Source organism: Glutamicibacter sp. 0426 (assembly GCF_001906485.1).
GTDB classification, from domain to species: domain Bacteria; phylum Actinomycetota; class Actinomycetes; order Actinomycetales; family Micrococcaceae; genus Glutamicibacter; species Glutamicibacter nicotianae.
This window is the reverse complement of sequence record NZ_MPBI01000007.1, coordinates 88,907-112,242: the sequence shown is the minus strand read 5'-3', so window position 1 is coordinate 112,242 and position 23,336 is coordinate 88,907. Positions and strand designations below refer to the sequence as shown.

Below are 23,336 nucleotides of genomic sequence, written 5' to 3'. Positions count from 1 at the left end.
GTGTGGTTCTCCGAGGCGATCATTTCCAGGCCGCGCTGCTGGCGAGCCAGCTCAGCGTCAATGCGCTGCGCCACCTCCGGGTCCAGCGATGCCAGCGACTGGGTCAGCGAGCTCGAGGCAACGGTTTCAAAAGTCTGGTTGCTCATTACTCGACGTTTCCACCGTTCGCGCTTGCGTAATCTGCTGCCGAGAGCAGCGGTCCTTCTTCGGTGACCTCAACGGTGAACAGCCAGCCGGCACCGTATGGATCCTCGTTCAGGATGGCCGGGTTGTCCACGGCTTCCTGGTTGACCTCAACGATGGTGCCGGTCACTGGCGAGTACAGGTCGGAGACCGACTTGGTGGACTCGACCTCGCCGCAGGTCTCGCCTGCGGTCACGGTGTCGCCAACCTCTGGCAGGTCGACGTAGACCACGTCGCCCAGGGCGTCAGCGGCAACCTGGGTGATGCCGATCTTTGCTGGGGACGATGCATCGATCCACTCGTGCTCAGCCGAGTAGCGCAATGACGAAAGAACTTTACTCACGGTATTTCCTCTCCCAAGGGAATTAGCGGGCGCTTAGCTTAGCCCTACTGATGTTTAACGTTACTTGGCTCGGGTGTAGAACGGCAGTTCGACTACGACAAATGGCAAAGTCTTACCGCGCAGATCGACCTCCAGCTCGGTTCCGGTTGCGCTGAATTCGGCATCCACGTAGCCCAGCGCCACCGGATAGCCCAGCGTTGGCGATGGCTGGCCGGAGGTGATTTCGCCAATGGCGGTGCCGTCCTTGACGATGGAGTAGCCTCCGCGGCCGGCGCGCTTGCCCAGGCCCTTGAGGCCCACGAGCTTGCGTGGCGGGGTGGTGCCGCGCAGCGCTTCAAGTGCCTCGCGGCCCACGAAGTTCTCTTCCTTTTTGAAGGAAACCACCGGGCCGAAGCCCGCGTCGAACGGGTTGCGTTCCAGGGACAGCTCGTTGCCGTACAGCGGCATGCCGGCTTCCAGGCGCAGCGAGTCGCGGGCGGCCAGGCCGCAAGGAACCAGCTCGTGGTCCTTGCCGGCTTCAACGGTCTTCTCCCAGAGGGCTGACGCATCCTCGTTCTCGATGATCAGCTCGAAGCCGTCCTCGCCGGTGTAGCCGGTGCGGGCCAGCAGCACGTCGATACCGCCGAGCACCAGCTTCACAGCCGCGTAATACTTCAGCTCTGCGACGGCCTGGGCGGTTGCCTCGTCGGCGGCCAGCTTGCTCACGATCGCCTCGGCGTTCGGGCCCTGGACCGCGATCAGCGACTGGCGGCCCGATGCGTCATCTACGACTACATCGAAATCAGCGGCGCGGGCTGCCAGCTCGGCGGCGACCACCGGGGCATTGCCGGCGTTCGGCACGACGAGGAACTTCTCCTCTTCCAGGCGGTAGACGATCAGGTCGTCGATGATCTTGCCCTCGGCGTTCAGGATCAGCGAGTACTTCGCCTTGCCGACCTTCATGATGCTCAAGTTGCCTGCCAGCGCGGTGTTCAGCGCGACGCCGGCCTCCGGTCCGGTGAGGTAGACCTCGCCCATGTGGGACAGGTCGAACAGGCCGGCGGTGGAGCGCACGGCCTTGTGCTCTGCCAGTTCCGAGCCGTACTTCAGCGGCATGTCCCAGCCGCCGAAGTCGGTGAAGTTCGCGCCCAAAGCTTCATGCTGGGCGTGCAGTGCGGTGCGCTTGAGTGCTTGGGTAGTCTCAGTCATCTCTAACTCTTCCTTAGTCTTCGAAGGCTTCAGGAGCCGGGCAGGAGCAGATCAGGTTGCGGTCGCCGCCGGCGCCGTCGATGCGGCCCACGGTTGGGAAGTACTTGTCGAACTTCAGGCTGGCTACCGGGAAGGCTGCCTGCTCCACCGAGTACTTGCGGTCCCAGTTGCTGTTGACCACTGCCGAGACCGTGTGCGGAGCGTTGCGCAGCGGGGATTCCTCGATGCTGTACGCACCGGAGAGCACCTCGTCCATTTCCTGGCGGATGGTGATCATGGCTTCGATGAAGCGCTCGATCTCGGCCAGGTCCTCGGACTCGGTCGGCTCCACCATCAGGGTGCCGGCGACCGGGAAGGACAGGGTTGGCGCGTGGAAGCCGAAGTCGATCAGGCGCTTGGCCACGTCCTCGGCGGTGACCCCGGTCTTGGCGGTCAGTTCGCGCAGGTCCAGGATGCATTCGTGGGCGACCAGGTCCTGGTTGCCGGTGAACAGGATCGGGAAGTGCTCGCCCAGGCGCTTGGCGATGTAGTTCGCGTTCAGGATCGCGTGCTTGGTGGCTTCGGTCAGTCCGTCGCCGCCCATCATCGCGATGTAGGCCCAGGAGATCGGCAGCACGCCGGCCGAGCCGAAGGCGGTTGCCACGACCGGCACGCCGTCGCGCTCCGAGTAGGTGCCCGAGGCGTCGCCTGGCAGGAACGGCAGCAGGTGCTCGCCCACGCCGATCGGGCCAACGCCCGGACCGCCGCCGCCGTGCGGGATGCAGAAGGTCTTGTGCAGGTTCAGGTGCGACACGTCGCCGCCGAACTTGCCCGGCTGGGCCAGGCCCACCATGGCGTTCATGTTCGCGCCGTCGATGTACACCTGGCCGCCGGCGGCGTGGACCTTGTCGCAGACCTCGCGCACGTCGGCGTCGTAGACACCGTGCGTGGATGGGTAGGTGATCATGATGGCGGCAAGGACGTCCTTGTTGGCCTCGATCTTGGCATCCAGGTCATTGGCGTCGATGGTGCCATCGGCCGCGGTCTTCACGACGACCACGCGCATGCCTGCCAGCACCGCCGAAGCGGCATTGGTGCCGTGTGCCGATGCAGGGATCAGGCACAGGTCGCGCTGGCTTTCGCCGCGCGAACGGTGGTAGTCCGAGATGGCCAGAAGGCCGGCGTACTCGCCCTGCGAGCCGGCGTTCGGCTGGATGGAGACGCCTGCGTAGCCGGTGATGGCGGTCAGGCGGCCTTCCAGGTCGGTGATCAGCTCGCGCCAGCCGGCGGTCTGCGCGGCAGGTGCGTAGGGGTGGATGGACGCGAATTCAGGCCAGGTGATGGATTCCATCTCGGCGGCCGAGTTCAGCTTCATGGTGCACGAGCCCAGCGGGATCATGGTGCGGTCCAGCGCCAGGTCGCGATCCGAGAGGCGGCGCAGGTAGCGCATCATCTGGGTCTCGGAGGAGATCGAGTTGAAGATCGGGTGGGTCATGAAGTCGCTGGTGCGCACCATGGCCTCGGGCAGCTCGAAGCCTTCCGGAGCCGACAGCTGCACGCCGAAGACCTCAAGCAGGGTCTTGACCACTGCGGAGGTGGTGGTTTCGTCGGTGGAGATGCCCACCTGGGTTTCGCCCACCTTGCGCAGGTTGATGCCTGCCTCGACGGCCTTGGAAATGATGGCATCGGCGTTCTCGACGTTCACCACAACGGTGTCGAAGAAGGTATCCGAGGCCAGGGTGAAGCCGCCTGCGACCAGCGAGCTGGCGATCACGCGGGCGTGGTTGTTGGCACGGGTTGCGATCTGCTTCAGCCCGGCCGGGCCGTGGTAGACGGCGTACATCGATGCGCAGATGGCCAGCAGGGCCTGCGCGGTGCAGATGTTGGAAGTGGCCTTCTCGCGGCGGATGTGCTGCTCGCGGGTCTGCAGCGCCAGGCGGTAGGCGGGAACGCCAGCGTCATCGGCCGAGACGCCCACCAGGCGGCCTGGCATCGAGCGGGTCAGGCCATCGGCAACAGCCATGTAGGCTGCGTGCGGTCCGCCGAAGAACAGCGGCACGCCGAAGCGCTGGGTGTTGCCCACGGCGATGTCGGCGCCCTGCTCGCCCGGAGGGGTGATCATGGTCAGCGACAGCAGGTCGGCGATCACGGTCACCATGGCGCCGGCTTCCTTGGCGGCGGCGATGATCGAGGCGTGGTCGGCGATCGAGCCGTCATTGCCCGGCTGCTGCAGCACGATGCCGGAAATGTCGCCCTCGGGCAGGCCTGCGGAGAGGTCGGCGACCTCGATCTCGAAGCCCAGCGCGTCGGCGCGGCCCTGCACGACCTTCAAGGTCTGCGGGAAGATGTTGGAGTCCAGGACGGTCTTGCCCTTGGCCTTCTTCTTGTTGGCACGGCGCATCATCAGCACTGCTTCGGCGGCGGCCGAGGATTCGTCCAGCAGCGAAGCGTTGGCGATCGGCAGGCCGGTCAGGTCCATGACCATGGTCTGGAAGTTCAGCAGGGCTTCGAGGCGGCCCTGGGAGATTTCCGGCTGGTACGGGGTGTAGGCGGTGTACCAGGCAGGGTTTTCCACGATGTTGCGGCGGATTACGGCTGGGGTGATGGTGTCGTAGAAGCCCTGGCCGATCATCTGGGTCTTCATGACGTTCTTCGAGGCAAGCGCACGCAGGTGGGCCAAGGCTTCGGTTTCGCTCAGCGCATCAGGGATATCCAGTGCGGAGTCCTGGCGGATATCTGCCGGAACGGCGGTGTCGATCAGTGCTTCCAGGCTGTCGTAGCCCAGGCTCTGAAGCATGGTGGCAACGTCGGAAGGACGCGGGCCGATATGGCGGGAGACGAATTCAGTATTCGCTGGTGCCGAAGTCTGCGTGGTGGTCATGGTGCGGGTATCTCCATGGGATCTGTCTTGGCGCATGCCAAAGGAAGGTCTTTTTACCTCCCCATCCCTGTTGCATAACCTGAGAGTTTTACGCATCCAGCAAACCAAGCCGGGTACTTGCACCTTCGGTGAACCGGAACGGGCCGGTTTCTTTCCAGAGTTGCCTCATGATGGCGGTACGGGTGCCTGAGAGTTTCCTGGGGAGGAATTGCTCCTACGGCGCCCGTCCATGGTGTGAACGGGACTCTCCCGCCATCCGTCTATGGCGTGTGCTGCCGGCCGGAGGCCTGCAGCACACCACCATGTTACCCGCCTCGCCCCCAACGTCAAACAGGAACGGTGGCAGGAAAAGTCATAAACGCGTTCAGTTTGCGCCTGCAGTTAAACGGATGTAATCGGGATACTTCGCTGATAAGGAATCTCCCGATGAGGTGCCGGTGAGCCGTCGCTTGATCCACGGAGCCAAATGCTCCCTGGCCCAGCCCAATTCCTGCTTCAGTTTCTCGCCGCGCGAGTTCACCGCCAGCTCCGGCAGCGACGGCTGCTGGATCTTCGCAGACCAGTTCTCCTTGGTGATCTGCCCGGCGCCGAGCACGTCCAGGACCTTGGAGGCCATCAGCGTGTGGCCCAGCTCGTTCATGTGCAGCCGGTCCGGCGCCCAGTAGCGCAGGTCAGAGAATTCGCGCCATCGCCAGTAGTCGGCGATCAGCGCACCGTATTCGTCCGCGATTTCGCGGACCTTCTCGTTGTAGATGGCAGTGCGCGGACGGGTCTTGGAGAACAGCGGCGAGTCCACGGTGTCGAAACCGGTGAACAGCAGCACCGTGCTTCCGGCTTCGGAAAAGCGGCGCACCATGCCGGCATAGCCGCGCATCAGCGCATCCAGGTCGGCCTTGGGCCGCAGGATGTCGTTGCCGCCGGCGTAGATGGAGACCAGATCCGGGGCCAACGCAAGGGCCTGGTCCAGCTGCTGGTTGATCACCTGGCCGATCTTCTTGCCGCGCACGGCCAGATTGGCGTATTCCCATTCTCCTTCGGCGCAGAGCACCTCGGCCACCCGGTCCGCCCAGCCGCGCACCTGGTTAGGGCGGACCGGATCCGCGTCGCCAACGCCTTCGGTGAACGAGTCACCCAGTGCCACAAACTTCTTCACTTCGCTCCTGCTTCGTTCCTTGCCCGGTGGGGCGGCTATGCGTTGTTGCCGGCAGCCTGGGCCGCCATGTTCTTCTGCATGATCAGCTGGCGCGCCAGCTGGCTGAGCTTCACCCCGGTGGAGGTCTCCTTGAGACCTTCATTGCGCGAGGGGATGAATCCGAAGCCCAGCTGGTGGGCCGGATCGGCGAAGGCCAGCGAGGAGTTCGCACCGTCATGGCCGTAGGCGAAAATCGAGCCGTAATTGTTGCGCGCGGTGGCCTTCATGAATCCCAGGGCGAAGGCCTGCAGCAGTCCATTGGTCCGGTCATGGCCGTAGACCAGTTCGGTGGATACCTGGGACCAGGTGTCGGCGGAAAGGAATCCGCGCGTGGTTCCCAGTGCCGGAACTGCACCGAAGGAGGCGGCATAGATGGCGGCCAGGCCCTGGGCGTTGGCCACCGCTCCCATGGATGCCGGGCCCAGTTCGCGCACCTGCGGCGCATTGGCCAGTTCGTGCCAGTTGTAGACCGGGCCAGTTTCCAGCGCGAACCCGGAGGCCGAATTCACCGCCAGTCCGGCCGGGGAAAACGGGTCGAAGAATTCGGTGGCAGCTTCGGCAGCTGGCAGCACATCGCGGTAGCGCGATTCCAGCGCTGGGTCCTGGCCGATGTAGGCCTCGGCGCCCAGCGGCTTGCGGATGCGCTCCTCGAAGACCTCCTTGAGCTCCTTGCCGGTGACCCGGCGGACCAGTTCTTCCATGAGCACGCCCATGGTGATCGCGTGGTAGCCGACGATATTCTGCCCCAGCGGCCAGACACTGGGCATGGAAGCGAGCACCTTGGCGTACTCGGCGGAGTCCAGGAGGATCTTGCTGGGCACGCCCCCGGGAACGCCCAGCACGCCGGCCTGGTGGCTGAGCACCTCGCCGACGGTGAGCCTGGATTTCCCGTTCTCGCCGAATTCAGGCCAGTAGGTGGCCATGGGCGCATTCGGATCAATCAGGCCATCTTGCACGAGCAGTGCCACGACCAGCGCGCCCAGGCCCTTGGTACAGGAGAAAACACAGGTCAACGCGTCGCCCGAGAGGTGCTCTCCGACGGTGTGGCTGAGCACCAGTTCTCCGCGGTGGTATACGGCCAGCTGCGCCGAGTAGCCTTCTTCCTCAGCGGCACGCGCTTCCAAAGCCTGGGCCAGGGGCGCGAAATCCTCAGTGATCACCGATTGCATCTAAATCCTTAAAGTGCTTGTTCCTCAACAACCAACCCTAACCGCAGTGCTCCCATTTCCCGAAGGTTCCACATGCTGTCCACCACCCAGCATATAGGTAGGTCAGCTCACACCTTTGAAGCGATTAAGCCACTCGCCGACGTAATAATGCCGTTCGTCCCGCGATTCTGCGAGCCAGCTCAGAGCCCGGTTTGCCCACTTCATGCGCTGACCCTAAAGTTGTAACGTTTGCCTACAAATTTGAAGGAGATGATCTCGATCGCATGACTGTGAACAGTGACACGGCCGTTACCGACGGCAAAGAAACAGAACTCCACCGGGTGATTGGCCCGAAGCTGCTGCTATTCCTCATCATGGGCGATATCATCGGCGCCGGCATTTTCGCAATTACCGGCAAGGTTGCCGGCCAGGTGGGTGGAGCCGCGTGGCTGCCGTTCCTGATCGCCTTCGCGATCGCGACCCTCACCGCCTTCAGCTACCTCGAACTGGTCACCAAGTACCCGCACGCAGCAGGTGCCGCCCTGTACATCCACAAGGCGTTCGGCATCCACTTCGTGACCTTCCTGGTGGCCTTCACCGTTGCCTGCTCCGGCATTACCAGCGCCGCCACCTCGGCCACCCTGGTCGGGCGGAACCTGCTGATTGGCATCGGCCAGTTCATCGAGGGCGTGCCCAACACGCCTGAAGCGGGCATGTGGGCGGCTATTGCGGTGATCGTCATCCTCGCGATCATCAACTTCCGCGGCGTCGGCGAGAGCGTGAAGTTCAACCTCTTCCTGACCGTCGTGTCGCTGGCCATCATGGCCGCGATCGTCGGCATCGGCTTCGCCGTGATCGCTTCGGGCCACGGAGACATCTCCCGCCTGGTGGTCTTCGAGACCCCGACCGACCGCAGCGTCTTCGCCGCCGTGACCATGGGCACCGCCATTGCATTCTTCGCCATGGTGGGCTTCGAGGACTCGGTGAACCTGGTGGAGGAAACCAAGAACCCGAAGAAGGTCTTCCCGAAGATCATGCTCATCGGCCTGGGCATCTGCGCCGTGATCTACATGCTGGTGGCCGTCACCGTCATCATGGTGATCCCCACCGGTGACCTGCTGAATCCGAAGAACCCGGATGCCGGCATCCTGCTGGATGTGGTGCGCATTGGCCTGCCGAATCTGCCGGTGGACGCGATCTTCCCGTTCCTGACCGTCTTCGCGGTGGTCAACACGGCGCTGATGAACATGCTGATGGCCAGCCGCCTGCTCTACGGCATGGCCCGCCAGGGCGTGCTTCCGCAGTTCCTGGGCAAGGTGCACTCGACCCGGCGCTCCCCATGGGTTGCGATCCTGTTCAGCACCGCGCTGGCCATCGCACTGGTTGCCTACGTGAACCTGGATACCGGCAGCAGCATCGTCGGCTCGCTGGGCGGCACCACCGCACTGCTGCTGCTGTGCGTATTCGCCGTCGTGAACGTCGCCCTGCTGGTGCTGCGCCGCGACAAGCCGGAGCCCGGCGCGTTCCGCGCGCCAACGATCATCCCGATCCTCGGCGTGGTCTTCTGCCTGTTCCTTGCCGGCCCTTGGGCTCGTTCCCGCGAGGACTGGGTACAGTACGAGATTGCCGGCCTGCTGCTGGTGATCGGCATCGTGCTGTGGGCAGTCACCTGGCTGATCAACCGGATCAATTACAAGAAGGGCGTCATTGAAACCCGCCCGGGCCAGTACTGATCCCTAGTTCTTAATGCAGCAATGCCCGCCGATTGATTCGGCGGGCATTGCTGCATTAAGCGCGCGTTTTCTACGCCGCCTGCTCGACGGTTTCCTGGCGGAAACGAAGCTTCAGGCCGCGTTCGGTGCGTTGCCACCACGACGAGACCACGAGCACCGGGGAATCCGCGGGCTTCATGCGGTAGGCGAGCAGCACCATCTGCGCATCCACTTCGCGCGCCGCAAGCACCTGCACCGCACCGGTGCTTGGCAGTGCCGCCCCGGATTCCAGCATGGATCGGACCGTGGCCACGTCCAGCAGGCCCCCATGCCGGGTCACTTCCTGATAGCCGGGGTGCAGGAAGTCGTTCAGCTCGGCGAAGCTGGCGCGGATCTGCGGGTCGAGAAAACCCTGCTCCAGCTCATAGGCGGCGGCCGCGATGTCCATGCCGGGTTCTGGCGTGGCAGCGGTTTCTTCCGCCGGTGCTGGTGCCGCCTCCGTCTCAGCCGGAGAGCCGGACGAGGCTGATCCACCGGCAGTGTAGCCGGGTCCAGCCTCTACTGCCGTGCCCTGCTGGTGCGCGGTGGCAGCCGCGCGGGCGTGTCCGTCTGCTGCCTCGTTCAGCTCATGGCCGGCATGGCCCTTGACCCATTCAAAAGTGTATTTGCGCCCGGAAATGGCCTGATCCAGTTCCTTGAGGATGTCCTGGTTCAGTACCGGTTTGCCGTCGGCCTTCTTCCAGCCCTTTTTCTTCCACCCTGGCATCCATTTGCTGATGCAGTTGATCGCGTACTGCGAGTCGCACAGGATCTTCAGTTCTTCGTCTGGCAGGTGCTCGGTAGCCCGGAAGAGCTCGAGCACCGCCTGGAGCTCGCCCATGTTGTTGGTTCCGTGGTCCCAACCGCCAGCGGCCCAGTTGTCCTGGTCCACGTACCAGGCCCAACCTGCTGGTCCGGGATTCCCTAGGGCTGATCCATCCGCCGCTGCAATGATTGTCATGGTTTAATCCTGCCACGTTCACCGCACCGCAGGGTTCCAGGCATAGGGCCATGTCGCCAGCGAATTCCTGCAGAGCGGAACACAGCATCCCAGCGGATCCATGCCTAGTATTGGGTTGTGAAGAAAATTATGCCTGTACTGGCCACCCTAGCCTTGGCGCTCACCGCTTGCGGCGGCCCGTCGATCGAAGAGTTGCGCGAGCAGGATCCGCAGGGCCATACCGCGTGCGTGCACTTTGGCGGGGGCATGGTTGACCCCGAGGGCATGGGCGCGACGAACATGGCGAAAGCCGCTGAACACGGGGCGAAGGCAACCACCGGAGAAATCAGCGCTGCCGTGGCCACCGATGATGCCGGCACGCCGAAGATCACCGACTTGGAAGCATTCCAGGAGGCGTGCGAGGGCCAGGGCTTCGACTTCGAATAAAGCGCAGCGGCCCGGGATCCGCTCCATGGGATGGAGCTGCTCCTGGGCCGCCAGGCTGGTTCTTCCGGAGCCTAGGCAGGGTACAGCGGGTTGTGTCCCGCCTGGACACGTTCCTCGGCACGGACTTCGTCCGGTGCCGTGCCGTTCAGGAACGGGCCGTGCTCCGCCAGTTCTTCCCGGTCCGGGGCTTCGAGCCAGTTCGCCAGATCCGGTCCCTTCGGAATGATCCCGGTCGGGTTGATGTCTTCGTGGACCACATAGTAGTGGGCCTTGATCTGCTCGAAGTCGATGGTGTCGCCAAAGCCTGGGGTCTGGAACAGATCCCGGGCGTACCCCCAGAGGTTGGGCATGTCGATGAGCTTGTTGCGATTGGCCTTGAAGTGGCCGTGGTAGACCGGGTCGAATCGCGCCAAGGTGGTGAACAACCGCACGTCGGCCTCGGTGATGTAATCGCCCATGAGGAAGCGGCGGGTGGATAGCCGTTCTTCGAGGTAGTCCAACGTGGTGAATAGCCTGTCGTAGGCGTCGTCGTAGGACTTCTGGTCCCCCGCGAACCCGGCACGGTAGACGCCGTTATTCACCTCGGTGAAAATCCGCTTGATCAGCGGCAGCATCTCATCGAGCTGGTCATGGGCAATGAGATCCGGTGCGCCTTCACGATGGAATTCCTTCCACTGCGTGGACATGTCCCAGGTGATTTGCGGGTAGTCGTTGGTGACAACCGCGCCGGTGGGGATATCGACAATGGCCGGAACGGTGATCCCGCGTGGATAATCGGCAAAGCGCTTGAAGTAGTTTTCCTGGACCCGCTCGGTGCCCAGCACCGGATCCTTGCCCTCCGGATCCAGGTCGAAGGTCCAGCTGCGCGCATCGTGGGTGGGACCGGGCAGTCCGATGGACAGCGCGTCTTCCAGGCCCAGCAGGCGGCGGACTATCAGGGTCCGGTTGGCCCATGGGCACGCGCGGGCGGCCACCAGATGGTAGCGGCCGGCCTCCACCGGCCAGAGCTGGGCGCCTTCGGACAGCCCTGCGTCGGGATGCCCGATCTTGCTGTGGCTGTCCTTGTGCCCATAGTGCTCGGCGCTGGCATCAGCGACGATGCGGTCCTGGATGTAGTTGGTGTCCCGGGTGAATTCTCCGCCGGTGACGTAGGAGCCCTTGGTCGAGTATTCGTCGCTCATCGCATTCCTTCCAAAGAATTTTGCGGTCCCGTGCATAAACCATTCATGTCGAGACTATGGCAGTTGGACAGGTTTGGAAATGGCAGGGTGCCGATTGCCAGCACCCCGCCATATTCGACCTCCCTTAGGCGTTGACCGAGGCGCTGTCGCGCACGGTCGCCATGGCCTTGCTCCAGGCCAGAAGCTGCTCTAACATCGGCTGCACGCTGCCAGCGGACTGCTCGGTCGGTGCGAAGGTGGAGAAGTTCTCGAAGTCGGTGAACAGCGAGAACATGCCGGTCTTCTGCACATGGGCGATCTGCAGTTCGGAGAGGATTCCACGCAGGTGCTCCACCGCGCGCGAACCCATGGCGGAGCCGTAGCCGACCATGCCTGCGGCCTTGTTGTTCAGCTCGGCATTCAGGTAGCTCAGCGCGTTGGCCAAGGCAGGCTGGACAGAGTGGTTGTACTCGCCAACAATGAAAATGTAGCCGTCGAATTCACACATCTTGGCGGCGAAGGCCTTGGTGTGGTCGTTCTGGTAGTTCTGGTAGGCGGCCGGGAAGGGCTCATCGAGAATCGGCAGGTTGAAATCCACGATGTCCACCAGCTCATAGTCGGCACCGCCGAATTCCTCGGCCTTGGCCAGCACCCATTGCGCGACAGACTGGTTGACGCGGCCTGGACGGGTGGAACCGGTAACGATAGCGATCTTCGACAATTCAATCTCCTTGGAGCTCTGCGGCCAACCACTTTAGTTGACACGTCATCATCTCTTGCCAAATCCCACTATACAGGAGATAATTGATGCGTCAACAATATTTCAGTATCCCCGTTGGGCAGAACATGGTTAGGAAAGAGAATGAAGAGCGAAGAGACCCGCTGGCTCACCGATAGCGAGCAGGACCTCTGGCGTACCCTGCGCGAATTCCTCTGGCAGTTCCCCAGCGCCATGGACCGCCAGATGCTCCGCGATTCGAATATGCAGTCCGGCGAATACTCGGTGCTGGCCGTGCTCTCGGAAACGGCCGAGCCGAGCCTGCGCCCGGCCGACGTGGCCACCGCATTGCGCTGGGATCGCTCCCGCCTCTCCCACCTGCTGCGCCGCATGGAAGCCAAGGGCCTGATCAGCCGCTGCTCGGATGAAACCGACCGCCGCGGGCACCAGATCACGCTGACCGCCCAAGGGCGCCAAACCATCGAAGAGGCCGCGCCAAGCCACGTAAGCTTCGTGCGTGAAACCATCTTCGACTCGCTGGAGCCGTCCGAGCGCACCGCCTTCGAATCGGCACTGCCCAAGATCCTGGCCTCCCTGGAGCAGCAGGGCCTGAAACCGGACGGGTGCTAGCTGGTCCTCTGGGCTAGTTCGCTCTTGGCTACCAGCTGGGCGAACTGGCCCCCGCGCTGGACCAGTTCATCAAAGGTACCGAATTCGGCAATCCGTCCATCCTCCAGCACCACGATGCGGTCCGCCCGCATCACCGTGCTCAACCGGTGCGCGATGAGCAAGGTGGTGCGCCCCATCGCCAGCTCATCCAGCGCCCGCTGCACCAGTGCCTCGGTGACGGTATCCAGCGCACTGGTGGCTTCATCGAGCACCAGCACCTTCGGCTTGCGCAGCATGGTGCGGGCAATGGCCAGTCGCTGCTGCTCGCCACCGGAGAAGCGGTGCCCGCGCTGCCCTACCTGGGTTTCCAGGCCGTGCGGCAGGCTGCGGATCAGTGGCGCAATCTGCGCGGCTTCCAATGCATCCCAGAGCTCTTCTTCCGTTGCCTCCGGCGCCGCCCACAAGAGGTTCTCGCGAATCGAGGCATGCAGCAGGTAGCTTTCCTGAGCCACCACGGAGACCGCCTGCGCGATCCCCTCGGGTTCGAATTCCTTCAGGTCAATGCCGTCGAGCAGCACCTGGCCCTCGGTGGGATCAAGCAACCGGGGCAGCAAGGATCCCAGGGTGGATTTGCCCGAGCCGGTAGCGCCAACCACCGCGGTCATGGTCCCGGCTTCCAGCTCCAAATTCAGCTGATCCAGGGTGGCGCGATCAGCTTCGGGGTAGCGGAAACTGACATTGCGCAACTCCACTTCGCCGCGCAGCTTCGCGGGTTCAACCGCCCGCGGATGCTCGGCTACCGGCAGCGCCTGGTCGGTATCGAGGTATTCGAAGACGCGGCTGAACAGGGCCATGGCCGAGATCCACTGGACCGAAATCTGCATCAGGCCCATGACCGGGCGGAAGATCCCGGCCTGCAACCCGGTGAAGGCCACCAGGGTGCCGATGCTCATGCCCTGCCCGGTCACGGGCAGGCCTGCCACGATGTAGAGCACCGCGGGGATGGCAGCGAAGATGATGCTCATCGTGGCCATGCGCCATCGCCCGGCCAAGGCGCTTTTCATTTCCAGGTCGATGAGCTTGCGGCTGGAGTCTCCGAAAGCTTGGGCATCGGCGGTACCGGTGCCCATGATCTTGGAGAGCCGGACCCCGGAGATGCTCAGGCGTTCTTCGATCAGCGAGGTCAAGTTGGACATCTCGCGCTGGCGCTTTCCTGTCACGGCGCGGCGCAGCTTCGCGGTTTGCTTGGCCAGCAGCACTGCTGGCGGCAGGACGACCAGGGAGATCAGGCTCAGCTTCCACGAAATCGCCACCATCGCGCAGGCGGTGGCAACGACCGTAGTCAGGTTCGAGGCAATGCTCGTGGCCGAATTGGTGATCACCGATTGCATCTGCCCCACGTCGTTGACCAGGCGGGACTGCACGTCCCCGGAGCGGGAGTTGGTGAAGAAACCCAGGGATTGCTTCTGCAGGTGCGTGAACAGCCCGGTCCGCAGTCCATGCATCACGCGTTGGCCCATCAGGGTTGCCCGCCAGGTCTGGAGGACTTCCAGGATCGCGGTGGCCAAGGCGATCAGCACCAGTCCCCCGGCGCCCCAGAGCAGCAATCGGACGTTGCTGTGGGGAATGGCGTCGTCAATGAGTTCCCGGATGATGAACGGCTGGGCCAAGCCGATGATCGAGGATGCCACGATCAGCAGCATGACGGCAATCACCGATCCCAGATGAGGACGGAAGAGCCCGGCGATGCGTGCGAGCGACACCGGATGCTCGGAGAGCCACTGCTTGTCCCCTGCGGCATCCGCGGACGGGCCCCGTCCGCCACCGCCTGGATGCGGACCTGGCATTCCCATAGCGCTCATAAGCCCTCTCCTTGTCCTGGATTTCCCAAGTCCAGAATAACAGAGGGAACCTCACTATGTGGTTGCATCTTGAAAATGTCCGCAGAAACACACTATTCTTGAAAACATGCAGAACGACGAGTCCAAGCCTGACTTGGCAGATCTTTTCCTCCACGCTTCGCGCATGCTTCGCGGCAGGTGGAGGGACAGCTTGATTCCCCTGGGAATCACCCCGCACCAATCACGGGTGCTGACCCTGTTGGCCCGCGCCGAAGACGCAGGGCTGCGCAACTCGCAGCTTGCAGAACGATTGCATATTGCCGCCCGCTCGACCACTGAGGTGGTCGACCAGCTGGAGGCCAAGAAATTGGTCGTGCGCACCCCGGATCCAGCGGACCGCCGGGCCACGCTGATCGCGCTCAGCGCCACGGGCCGCGCCCAGCTCGGGGAGCTTGCCGAGCTGCGCCGTTCCAGCATGGATGGCTACTTCGACAAACTCGGCGACGAGGATCGCGCCGAACTCACCCGGCTTCTGGCAATCCTCGACCGCGAAAACCCGCGGCCTGCACGCGGCGCGTGCCAGAACCCGGCCAAAGAAAAATAGCGGACCGCTGCCAGAACGAACCAGGGCCCCGGCACAGTGTGCCGGGGCCCTGGTTCTGGTTGACGCTGCCGCCTAGTTCTCGGTCTTTCCGCGGCGCCAGTATCCCATGAAGGCCACCTGCTTGCGGTCCACACCGGCATCGCGCACCAGATAACGGCGCATTTCCTTGACCGTGCCGGCCTCGCCGGCAACCCATGCGTAGAACGGCGCGGTGTTCGCTTGGCCGGTCTCCCACAGGATGTCGGCATCCACATCGATATCTTCCGGCTCGGCATTGGTATGCACCACTCCGGCGGCCGGAATCGCGACCACCTGGCGCAAGGCGGCCTGCAGCAATTCTCCATGCTCGTGGCTGCCGCGGGTCAGCCACTGCACCGAGACGCCCGAGCGGGTGGAAGCACCGAGGATGTCGGTGGTCTCCGGAACCTCGATCAGCGCATGGCCGGTGACGTTCGACGGCAGCTCTTCGAGGATCGCGCAGATCGCCGGGGCGGCGGTTTCGTCGCCGGCCAGCACCACGCGGGTTGCCTCGCCGCGGCGGAACTCGATGCCGCCGTAGGTGGAGTCGTTCAGGGTCTTGTTCGGGCCCAGCAGCAAGAGCTGGTCGCCGACCTTGGCCCGGTCGCCGAATTCCGTCGCAGGTCCGCCCTGCAGCTGGCCGTCAACGATATGCCCGTGCATCACGAAGTCGATGTCCAGCTCCGCGGTGGCCCCGATATTGTCCCGGTGCCCTGCCTCGCGGAAGGCCCGCACCGTATAGGTGCGCATGTAGCCTCGGGTGTCCGGATCAATGGACAGCCAGCGCTTGTACCAGCCCTGCTGCTCGGCCGGGCTGGTCAGCGCCTCCGGGCGCATAGAGGCGATCTCGTCCGTCAGCGCGGTTCCGCCGGCCGGCGGCAGCAGCAGCTTGATGCGCATATCCAAAGGGTGGCTGTTGGTGCCGAAGTATTCCAGGTCCTCGCCGCTGACGGTGAGCCGGCGGAAGGACGGGGCCAGCTGCTGGCTCTTGACGACCGTGGTGTCGAAGGCCAGGGTCGGCACATGCTCATGGGCCGGGCGCATGGCCTGCGGATCGAGCTGGGCCGCAGCTTCGGCGGCTCCCTTCACGCTGGCGGCCTGCTTCGCCGCGGTGTCCCGCGCCGACGCTTCGCTGCGGTAGATGCCCTTGGTGGCCAGGACCTGTTCGGTGCGCAGCACGCGGTGCCGGCCAATGGGCAGCACCAGCGGGGTGCCGCCCACCGGGTCCGGGATCACGCGGCTTGGCATGCCGAAGACATCCTTGACAGTCTTTTCGGTGACCACGTCGTTGGGGTGGCCGGCGGCGTAGATCTTGCCGTGGCGCAGGGCCACCAGGTAGTCGGCGTAGCGGGCAGCCAGGTTCAGATCGTGCAGCACGATCACCACGGTGATCCCGCGGCTGCGGTTCAGCTCGCTGACCACATCCAGGACTTCGAGCTGGTGCGCCACGTCCAAGAAGGTGGTCGGCTCATCGAGCAGCAACAGGTCGGTCTCCTGGGCCAGGGCCATGGCGATCCAGACGCGCTGGCGCTGCCCGCCGGAGAGCTCGTCCACCGAGCGGTCGGCCAGCTCGGTGGTGCCGGTCAGTTCCATGGCGCGGTTCACCGCCGCCTCGTCCTCGGCGGAGAAGCGCTTGAACAGCCCCTGGTGCGGGTAGCGTCCGCGGCTGATCAACTCGCGGGCGGTAATGCCATCCGGGGCCGTCGGCGACTGCGGCAGCAAGCCCAGGGTCTTGGCGACCTCCTTGGCCGGCTTCGAGTGGATATCCGCGCCGTCCAGGAGCACCTGCCCCCCGGCCGGCTTCAGCAGCCTGGAGAGGGCGCGCAGCAGGGTGGACTTGCCGCAGCCGTTGGCTCCGACGACGATGCTCACCTGCCCGGTGGGGATATCCAGCGACAGCTCGTCGACGATGGTGACCTTGTCATAGGCCAAGGTCAGATCGCTAGCCTGCAAAGTGGCCATGGGTTATGCCCCGCTTCCAGTTGAGTTGGCGCGCACCAGAATCCAAATCAGGAAGGGTGCACCGAATGCGCCGGTGATAACGCCCACCGGCAGCGACAGGTCCGCGAACAAGTTCGCGGCAAAGAAATTGGCGATGGTCACCAGCGTGGCACCGGTCAGGCCGGCCAGCAGGATGTTGATCGGTCCGCGGGTCAGCGCGGCGGTAATCGGGCCGGCCAGGAAGGCGACGAACGCCATCGGCCCGGTGACGGCGATCGGCAGGGCGCCCATGGCCACGGCCACGAAGACCAGCAGGGCACGGGCCCAGCCGACATGCAGGCCCAGAGCCGCCGCGGCGTCCTCGCCCAGCTCCAGCATCTTCAGCTGGCGCAGCACCAGCGGCAGCAGCAAGATGCCGATGGCGCCGAGGGAGACCAGCAGCAGCAGCGCGTTCTCCCAGTTGCTGCTGGCCAGTGAACCGGTCAACCAGTGCATGACATCGCTGGCGGTGTTCACCTGCGCCTGGGTGAGCAGGTACTGGATCAGCGCCTGCAGCATTGCGCCGATGGCCAAGCCGGCCAGGATCAGCCGGGACCCGGTGCGCTTGCCCGCGGCCGAGAGCCAATAGATCAGCGCGGCGACCAGCAGCCCGCCGGCCAGCGAGAAGGCGTTGAGCTTCCAGTCGGTGTAGCCGAGGATGATCATGGCGAAGACGGCGGCCGCCGAGGCGCCGTAGCCCACGCCGATCACGTCGGGGCTGGCCAGCGGGTTGCCCAGCCAGCGCTGGAACAGCGCACCGGAAATGCCCAGGCCAGCACCGGCGAGCACGCCCACGGCGATGCGCGGCAGGCGGTCGGACATGATGATGAAGCTGGTGCCCGGCACCTTCTCGCCGCCAAGCACCTGGAACACCTCGGCCGCCGGAAGTCGGTCCCGTCCCCAGAACAGGTAGGCGGCGATGGCCAGCACCAGCGCCACGACCATCCACAGGGCGGTGCGGCGCACGCGGGAGCGGCGCCGGGCCGCCAGCGTCGTGCCGGACTGGGCGGCAGCCGGCGGCTTCGCCGGCAGGTCCGCGTCCCCGGTACTGGTCGGCTGGGCCATGGTGGTTGCTTCCATTTCGCTCGTGCTCACAGGCTCACCGACTTCATGCCGCTGCGCATCATGATGATGAAGATCGGTCCGCCGAGCATGGCGCACATGACGCCTACCTGGATCTCGCTGGGCGGGGCGATGATCCGTCCCACCGTATCAGCGACCAGCAGCAGGATCGGACCGGCGATCAGGCACGCCGGCATCAGCCAGCGGTAGTCGGAACCGACCAGCAGGCGCACCGCATGCGGGATCATCAGGCCGACGAAGGCGATGGGCCCGGCCACAGCGGTAGCTGTGCCGGCGAGAATGACCACGCCGATGGAGCCGATGAGCCGGGCGCGGTTCAGGTTGAAACCCAGGGCGATCGCGGTGTCATCGCCCATGGACACGGCATTGGAGGCCCTGGCGGTTGACAGCACGATCAGCGCGCCGGCCGCCACCACGGGAATCGCGCCGAGGAAGGTGTCGATGCCGCTGCTGGACAGCGTGCCCACCTGCCACATGCGGAAGCGGTCCACGGTGGCATCGGAAATCATCAGGATCGCATTGGTGATCGCCCCGACGCCCACGGCCATGGCGGCACCGCCGAGGGCCAGCTTGATCGGGGTGGCGCCGTCGCGGCCCACATTCGCCACGAGGTAGACCAGCGCCATCACCCCGGCGGCGCCGATGAAGGCGGTAACCATGATTCCGCCCAGCGAGCGGACGCCGAGGAAGGCGATCGCCAGCACCACTGCCACGGAGGATCCGGCGTTCAGTCCGAGGATGCCGGTATCGGCCAGCGGGTTGCGGGTCAGCCCCTGCAGGCCGGCGCCGGCCAACCCCAGGGCGGCGCCCACCACGATGGCCCCGACGGTGCGGGCAAAGCGGGAGGCGACCACGCCCTGGTCGCCGTTGGACGGGTCGAAATTCCAGATGGCATCGATGACGGTGCCGATCGAGACGCTGCGCGCGCCCAATAGCAGCGAGGCGAACAGCGCCAGGGCGAGCAGCAGGATCAGCAGCAGCACGGCGCCGAGCTTCCGGGTGGTTTTTGCCGATGCGGCCCCCGGTGACTGGCGCGTCACGCTTTCAGTCGCGGTCATTGGTTCCTACACTCATTGCTATGGCTCTTCTTCCCTTGCCCACTATTATCGCCCCCGGTATTGGCGTGCTGTGCGCGCCGAATCCTTCTGAAATGACTTTGGACGGGACTAATTCGTATCTGCTGTTCGACCCGGCTGCGGGCGAACTTGCGCCGGGAACACCGGTGGTGCTGATCGATCCGGGCCCCGAGCTCGAAGAGCATCTGCAGGCCTTGGCGGTGTTCGACATCCAGCTGGTGCTCATTACCCATCGGCATGCCGATCACACCGGAGGCATCGATGCGCTGCGCCGGATGGCCGCGGCGCCGGTGCGCGCCAAGCTCCCCGAGTACTGCCGGGATGCGCCGGTCCTCGCCGATGGCGAGGTGATCCATGCGGCCGGGGCCAGCATCCAGGTGCTCTCCACCCCGGGACACACCTCGGACTCGGTGTGCTTCATCCGCCAGGGCGAACGCGCCCACCTGTTCACCGGGGATACCGTGCTGGGCCGCGGCACCACCATCCTGGAGCATCCCGATGGCACGCTGGCCGATTACCTGGACTCCCTGCAGCGGCTGCTGGCGCTGCCCGACATGGCATTGCATCCGGCGCACGGCGAACAGCACGAGTCCTCGCATCCGCTGCTGCAGATGTACATCGAGCACCGCCAGTCCCGGCTGGACCAGGTGCGTGCGGCGCTGCGGAAACTCGGCAAGGCCGGGGCCGACACGCAGCCAGCAGAATTGCTGGAGCACGTCTACCCCGACCTCGATGCGCGCCTGGTGGGCGCGGCTACCCATTCCCTGGAAGCGCAATTGCACTATCTGTCAGTGAATCCCTAGCCCGAAGCTACTTCGCGGCAGCCGCGTTTTCGGCAGCCTTCACGATGCCTGGAACCACGTTCTCCAGTGCCCATTCGATGGACAGCGGCGATGCCGCGGAGATGGCCAGGGTTGCCTCGTCGGTGCCTGGCAGTGCCACTGCATCGTTCTTCGCGGCAGGGATCTGGCCGTACAGCGGCTGGCCCTTGATGATGTCGTCCATGGTGTTGCCCGCAACTGCCGAGGCGAAGACGATGTCCGAATCCCACTCGTTGACCTTTTCAGGGGAAACGGTGAAGAAGAAGGTGTCCTTGGCGGCGTTCTCCTGCACGTACTCGGCCTGGGTCATGCCCAGCGCGCTCAGGAAGCGCGGGCGGGTGTCGCCCTCGGAGTAGACGTAGGCGGTGTCCGGAGCGGACAGGTCGGCGGCGATGAAGGTGGTGTCCTTCAGCACTGGGTTGTCTTCGCCGACCTTGGCCAGCTTGCCTTCGATCTCTTCGATCAGGGCGTCGGCTTCTTCTTCCTTGCCCAGCATCTGGCCGGCGGCCTCGGCTGCCTGCTCCCAGCTGGTCAGGTAGTTCGGCTCAATCGGGCCAACGACCGGGGCGATTTCCTGCAGCTTCTCGTACTGCTCCTTCTTCAGGCCCGAGTATGGGGCGAAGATGACATCCGGCTTGCTGGCGGCGATGCCGGTGTAGTCGATGTCGTCGCCCACCTTGTACTGCACGGGAGCGTTCTCGGAGCCGATGGCGGCGCCCTGCTCTTGAAGCGCGGCGTCCTTCCACGCGGTGGAGTTGTTCTCGTTCATGCCGTAGGTGTCGGTGTCCATGCCTACCGGCACGGTATCCAGTGCCAGCAGGGTGTCGGCGTTGACCCACGAGATGGTCGCAATGCGTTCTGGGACTTCTTCGATGGTGGTCTCGCCATAGATGTTCTCGATGGTGACCGGGGTGAAGTCTTCTGCAGCCTTGGCAGAGGTGTCAGCCGATGGATCCGCCGAGTTGCTCGACGCGCCGCAGGCGGTCAGGCCGAGGGCGAGGATGACGGATGATGCGGCGAAAATTCCGGCGCGACGTGAATTTTTCATGGGTCGGTAATTCCAGACTATGCGAGGTACTGTAAGCGTATCGGTCAGCAAGGTTAGGCAAGCCTATCCGGGCCGTATGCCACAATACGCGTTTTTATCGGCATTACGCAACACGAAACGTCTCTAATCACCGGCCCGGAAGTGACCCTAACCAAATCGGGCCATTATTTCGGCGTGCTGACCAGAGAATTTATTCTCTACTTGCTAGCAGCTTCTGCGGATCGGCAACCGAAATTGCCGTTCGCACCAGCAGCAATCCGAGCACGACGCAGGCGATGACGGTGATGACTGTCAGCGGCTGGAGCAGGACGGCGGCCCCGGCCAGGGGCAGCACGAGGATTGTGGAGGCGATGGCGAAACCGATCGAGGCAGTCAGCGCCGGGATCATGATCGACTTGGTGCGCGCGGCGTTCATTGTTGCGTAGGGCATGCCCAAACGATTCAGCCCGCGGTAGAGCGGCGCACGATCCAAGGTGCTGGCGCTTTGCGAAATCGCTGCCGAGGCGGCCACGCAGATGAAGCTGATGGCCAATGTCACCAGCACGCCGGTGACGATATCCGCCGGCACATGCTCCATCCACGTGCCCTGGCCGAATTCATTGCCGGGCGATGCCATCAGGGCGGCACCGCTGCCGCCCACCACCGCGACGAAGGAAGCCATGGCCACCCCGGAGACCTGGCGCCAGGACTCGGCAGGGCTTTCCAGGATCATGCGGGCGGCCAGCAGCTGCTGCGGAGTGCTGGCCTTGCGCAGCTTGCCCTTGCCCACCTTGGCCACCAGGTACGGGCCGAGAAGGTTCATCACCAGCAAGCCCAGGCCGAATCCGCCCGCTATCACTGCGATGATCGCGGCGATGGACTGCATGAACTGGCCCATGTTCGAGAACAGCGCGTACAGCAGCAGGATGCCGCCGATACAGATCACCGCGCGCAGCCAGCTGGGGGTGGGCACCGTGCTGCGGGTTGCCACTGCCAGCGGGGTGATAACCAGCTTGCGCAGGCCGGCAGCTGCACTGCCCGCCGAGAGGAGCACGATAGCGGCTACCGCTACCGCCAGCACCCACAGCGGCAAGTAGATGGCTGAGCCGATCGGCGCACCTTGGAACGGAATCAAGGAAGCCAACGGGGCTGCCAGGAAGTACAGCGCGATACCGGCGAGCGCACCGGCCAGTGCCGTGCCTGCTGCCTGGAGCACTGCCACGAGGCTGATCTGCGCACCGGTGGCGCCGAGCAAGCGCAAAGATGACAGGGCCCGGTCATTGGAGCGTGCGGAAAGCCGGGCCGCGGCCGAGCCGAGCACCAGCAGCGGGACCACCAGCAGCACCACGGCGAAGATGGCCAAGGGCAGATAGGTTCCCTGGGCTTCGAGCTCGAAACTGGTGAAGGAGTAGGCGCCGCCGAGCACGATCAGCAGGATCGCGCTGACCATGGCGTAGGCGCTGGCGGTCAGGATCTGCGGTGCCAGCCGGGATTTCGCCGGCCGGCCGAGCATCCATGAAAGGTGCAGGATATTCACTGCTGGGCACCGTCCTTCGCTGCATTCGACGGGTGCAGGCTGCCGCTGGTCAACTGGCCGTCCTGCAGCTGCACAATGCGGTCGCAGCGTGCGGCTACGTTGGGATCGTGGGTCACCATCACCAGTGATTTGCCGGCGCCGACGGTGCAGCGCAGCAAGGTATCGAGCACCTCGAATCCCGTGGTCGAGTCCAGTGCGCCGGTGGGTTCATCGGCGAAGACCACCATGGCCCCGGTGACCTGTGCGCGGGCTATGGCAACGCGTTGCTGCTGCCCGCCGGAGAGCTGGCCGATGCGGCGTTGCTCCATCCCCGCCAGGCCCAGTTCGGCCAACGCTGATCCGGCGCTGGCAATGGCGGCATTGCGTGGCACCCCGTTGATCATCAGGGCCATGGCCACGTTTTCCTCGGCGGTCAGCTCGGGAATCAGCAGTCCGGATTGGAAGACGAAGCCGAAGGATTCGCGGCGCAGCTTGGTGCGCGCCTTGTCCTTGAGCCCTTGGATATCCACCGGTGCCTGGCCCGGGAGGTTCAGCATGATGCTGCCGGCGTCTGGAAGTTCGATACCGGCCAGTGCGTGCAGCAGCGTGGATTTGCCGGACCCCGAGGGACCCATGATGGCCAGCGATTGGCCCAGCGTAATCTGCAGGTCGATGCCGTTCAGTGCGGTGGTGGAGCCGAAGCTGCGGTAGAGTCCGCGAGCGTCGAGGACGGGTGGATGGCCAAGGGAATTTTCAAGCATGCCCCAATGTTTTCAATCGTGTGCCCTTACGCGCATCGGCGCAGGGGGCCAAGTCGCTTCCGGCCGGGCT

At 64.5% G+C, this 23,336-nt stretch carries 20 protein-coding genes, 1 pseudogene and 1 riboswitch; of the genes and pseudogenes, 5 read left to right on the top strand and 16 right to left on the bottom strand.

Features of this window, described 5'->3' with window-relative positions; all coding sequences use genetic code 11:
* The 6 genes and pseudogenes from BKX98_RS16910 to BKX98_RS15585 all read right to left on the bottom strand — a co-directional run.
* Nucleotides 1-146: pseudogene (locus tag BKX98_RS16910) on the bottom strand (serine hydroxymethyltransferase); the annotation flags it as partial.
* Nucleotides 146-526, bottom strand: coding sequence for a glycine cleavage system protein GcvH (gene gcvH, locus BKX98_RS15605; RefSeq protein ID WP_038993761.1), 381 nt, complete (start codon nucleotides 524-526; stop codon nucleotides 146-148). The gene gcvH and the pseudogene BKX98_RS16910, both read right to left, overlap by 1 nt.
* A gap of 60 nt (nucleotides 527-586) precedes the next feature.
* Nucleotides 587-1,714 (bottom strand): glycine cleavage system aminomethyltransferase GcvT, encoded by a 1,128-nt coding sequence (gene gcvT / locus BKX98_RS15600; protein WP_073707939.1) that lies wholly within the window; start codon nucleotides 1,712-1,714, stop codon nucleotides 587-589.
* A gap of 13 nt (nucleotides 1,715-1,727) precedes the next feature.
* A complete protein-coding gene (gene gcvP / locus BKX98_RS15595) occupies nucleotides 1,728-4,574 on the bottom strand; it encodes an aminomethyl-transferring glycine dehydrogenase (RefSeq protein WP_073707938.1) in 2,847 nt (948 codons plus the stop codon).
* A 164-nt stretch (nucleotides 4,575-4,738) separates the two neighbouring features.
* Nucleotides 4,739-4,836, bottom strand: a riboswitch (glycine riboswitch).
* 102 nt (nucleotides 4,837-4,938) lie between these two features.
* Complete coding sequence (locus BKX98_RS15590; protein WP_223308767.1) at nucleotides 4,939-5,727, bottom strand: SGNH/GDSL hydrolase family protein; 789 nt, start codon at nucleotides 5,725-5,727, stop codon at nucleotides 4,939-4,941.
* A gap of 35 nt (nucleotides 5,728-5,762) precedes the next feature.
* Entirely contained in the window at nucleotides 5,763-6,935 is a 1,173-nt protein-coding gene (locus BKX98_RS15585) for a serine hydrolase domain-containing protein (protein WP_052254106.1), read from the bottom strand.
* A 263-nt stretch (nucleotides 6,936-7,198) separates the two neighbouring features.
* Between BKX98_RS15585 and BKX98_RS15580 the strand changes: the two genes are divergently transcribed.
* A complete protein-coding gene (locus BKX98_RS15580; protein ID WP_073707937.1) occupies nucleotides 7,199-8,647 on the top strand; it encodes an APC family permease in 1,449 nt (482 codons plus the stop codon).
* 70 nt (nucleotides 8,648-8,717) lie between these two features.
* Here BKX98_RS15580 and BKX98_RS15575 read toward each other — a convergent pair whose 3' ends face one another.
* Entirely contained in the window at nucleotides 8,718-9,626 is a 909-nt protein-coding gene (locus BKX98_RS15575) for an RNase H family protein (RefSeq protein WP_038993753.1), read from the bottom strand.
* 117 nt (nucleotides 9,627-9,743) lie between these two features.
* On the opposite strand from BKX98_RS15575, the gene BKX98_RS15570 reads away from it, so the two are divergent.
* The gene (locus BKX98_RS15570) at nucleotides 9,744-10,052 is read left to right on the top strand and encodes a hypothetical protein (RefSeq protein WP_143181158.1); all 309 of its coding nucleotides are present in this window, start codon (nucleotides 9,744-9,746) and stop codon (nucleotides 10,050-10,052) included.
* A 71-nt stretch (nucleotides 10,053-10,123) separates the two neighbouring features.
* Here the strand turns inward: BKX98_RS15570 and BKX98_RS15565 are convergent, their stop codons facing one another.
* Both BKX98_RS15565 and BKX98_RS15560 read right to left on the bottom strand, forming a co-directional pair.
* Nucleotides 10,124-11,233: a glutathione S-transferase C-terminal domain-containing protein gene (locus BKX98_RS15565; protein WP_083586981.1), complete on the bottom strand. Its 1,110-nt coding sequence runs from the start codon at nucleotides 11,231-11,233 to the stop codon at nucleotides 10,124-10,126.
* A gap of 124 nt (nucleotides 11,234-11,357) precedes the next feature.
* The gene (locus BKX98_RS15560) at nucleotides 11,358-11,933 is read right to left on the bottom strand and encodes an NADPH-dependent FMN reductase (RefSeq protein ID WP_073707934.1); all 576 of its coding nucleotides are present in this window, start codon (nucleotides 11,931-11,933) and stop codon (nucleotides 11,358-11,360) included.
* 141 nt (nucleotides 11,934-12,074) lie between these two features.
* Between BKX98_RS15560 and BKX98_RS15555 the strand changes: the two genes are divergently transcribed.
* The gene (locus BKX98_RS15555) at nucleotides 12,075-12,560 is read left to right on the top strand and encodes a MarR family winged helix-turn-helix transcriptional regulator (RefSeq protein ID WP_038993747.1); all 486 of its coding nucleotides are present in this window, start codon (nucleotides 12,075-12,077) and stop codon (nucleotides 12,558-12,560) included.
* On the opposite strand, the gene BKX98_RS15550 is transcribed toward BKX98_RS15555, so the two are convergent.
* Nucleotides 12,557-14,401, bottom strand: a complete 1,845-nt coding sequence (locus BKX98_RS15550; RefSeq protein ID WP_073707933.1) for an ABC transporter ATP-binding protein — start codon at nucleotides 14,399-14,401, stop codon at nucleotides 12,557-12,559. The genes BKX98_RS15555 and BKX98_RS15550 overlap by 4 nt on opposite strands.
* Before the next feature lie 106 nt (nucleotides 14,402-14,507).
* On the opposite strand from BKX98_RS15550, the gene BKX98_RS15545 reads away from it, so the two are divergent.
* Nucleotides 14,508-14,984, top strand: coding sequence for a MarR family winged helix-turn-helix transcriptional regulator (locus tag BKX98_RS15545; protein ID WP_073707932.1), 477 nt, complete (start codon nucleotides 14,508-14,510; stop codon nucleotides 14,982-14,984).
* Between the two features lie 72 nt (nucleotides 14,985-15,056).
* On the opposite strand, the gene BKX98_RS15540 is transcribed toward BKX98_RS15545, so the two are convergent.
* From BKX98_RS15540 to BKX98_RS15530, 3 genes are read right to left on the bottom strand one after another with little or no spacing between them, the layout of a single operon-like run.
* Nucleotides 15,057-16,964, bottom strand: coding sequence for an SIP domain-containing protein (locus tag BKX98_RS15540; RefSeq protein ID WP_073707931.1), 1,908 nt, complete (start codon nucleotides 16,962-16,964; stop codon nucleotides 15,057-15,059).
* A gap of 3 nt (nucleotides 16,965-16,967) precedes the next feature.
* On the bottom strand, nucleotides 16,968-18,077 hold the full coding sequence (locus tag BKX98_RS15535) for an iron chelate uptake ABC transporter family permease subunit (protein ID WP_223308768.1): 1,110 nt from the start codon (nucleotides 18,075-18,077) through the stop codon (nucleotides 16,968-16,970).
* Entirely contained in the window at nucleotides 18,074-19,123 is a 1,050-nt protein-coding gene (locus BKX98_RS15530) for an iron ABC transporter permease (RefSeq protein ID WP_073707930.1), read from the bottom strand. Before BKX98_RS15530 ends, BKX98_RS15535 begins: the two co-directional genes overlap by 4 nt.
* A gap of 92 nt (nucleotides 19,124-19,215) precedes the next feature.
* Here BKX98_RS15530 and BKX98_RS15525 point away from each other — a divergent pair, with 92 nt between their 5' ends.
* Nucleotides 19,216-19,944 (top strand): MBL fold metallo-hydrolase, encoded by a 729-nt coding sequence (locus tag BKX98_RS15525; RefSeq protein ID WP_233125402.1) that lies wholly within the window; start codon nucleotides 19,216-19,218, stop codon nucleotides 19,942-19,944.
* A 7-nt stretch (nucleotides 19,945-19,951) separates the two neighbouring features.
* Here BKX98_RS15525 and BKX98_RS15520 read toward each other — a convergent pair whose 3' ends face one another.
* The 3 genes from BKX98_RS15520 to BKX98_RS15510 all read right to left on the bottom strand — a co-directional run bounded on the left by BKX98_RS15520 (nucleotide 19,952) and on the right by BKX98_RS15510 (nucleotide 23,266).
* The gene (locus BKX98_RS15520; RefSeq protein ID WP_073707928.1) at nucleotides 19,952-21,010 is read right to left on the bottom strand and encodes an ABC transporter substrate-binding protein; all 1,059 of its coding nucleotides are present in this window, start codon (nucleotides 21,008-21,010) and stop codon (nucleotides 19,952-19,954) included.
* A gap of 190 nt (nucleotides 21,011-21,200) precedes the next feature.
* On the bottom strand, nucleotides 21,201-22,526 hold the full coding sequence (locus BKX98_RS15515; protein ID WP_083586979.1) for an FtsX-like permease family protein: 1,326 nt from the start codon (nucleotides 22,524-22,526) through the stop codon (nucleotides 21,201-21,203).
* Nucleotides 22,523-23,266 carry an ABC transporter ATP-binding protein gene (locus BKX98_RS15510; protein WP_073707927.1) on the bottom strand — a complete coding sequence of 248 codons (744 nt, stop codon included), beginning with the start codon at nucleotides 23,264-23,266 and terminating at the stop codon, nucleotides 22,523-22,525. Before BKX98_RS15510 ends, BKX98_RS15515 begins: the two co-directional genes overlap by 4 nt.
* Between the last annotated feature and the right edge of the window lie 70 nt (nucleotides 23,267-23,336).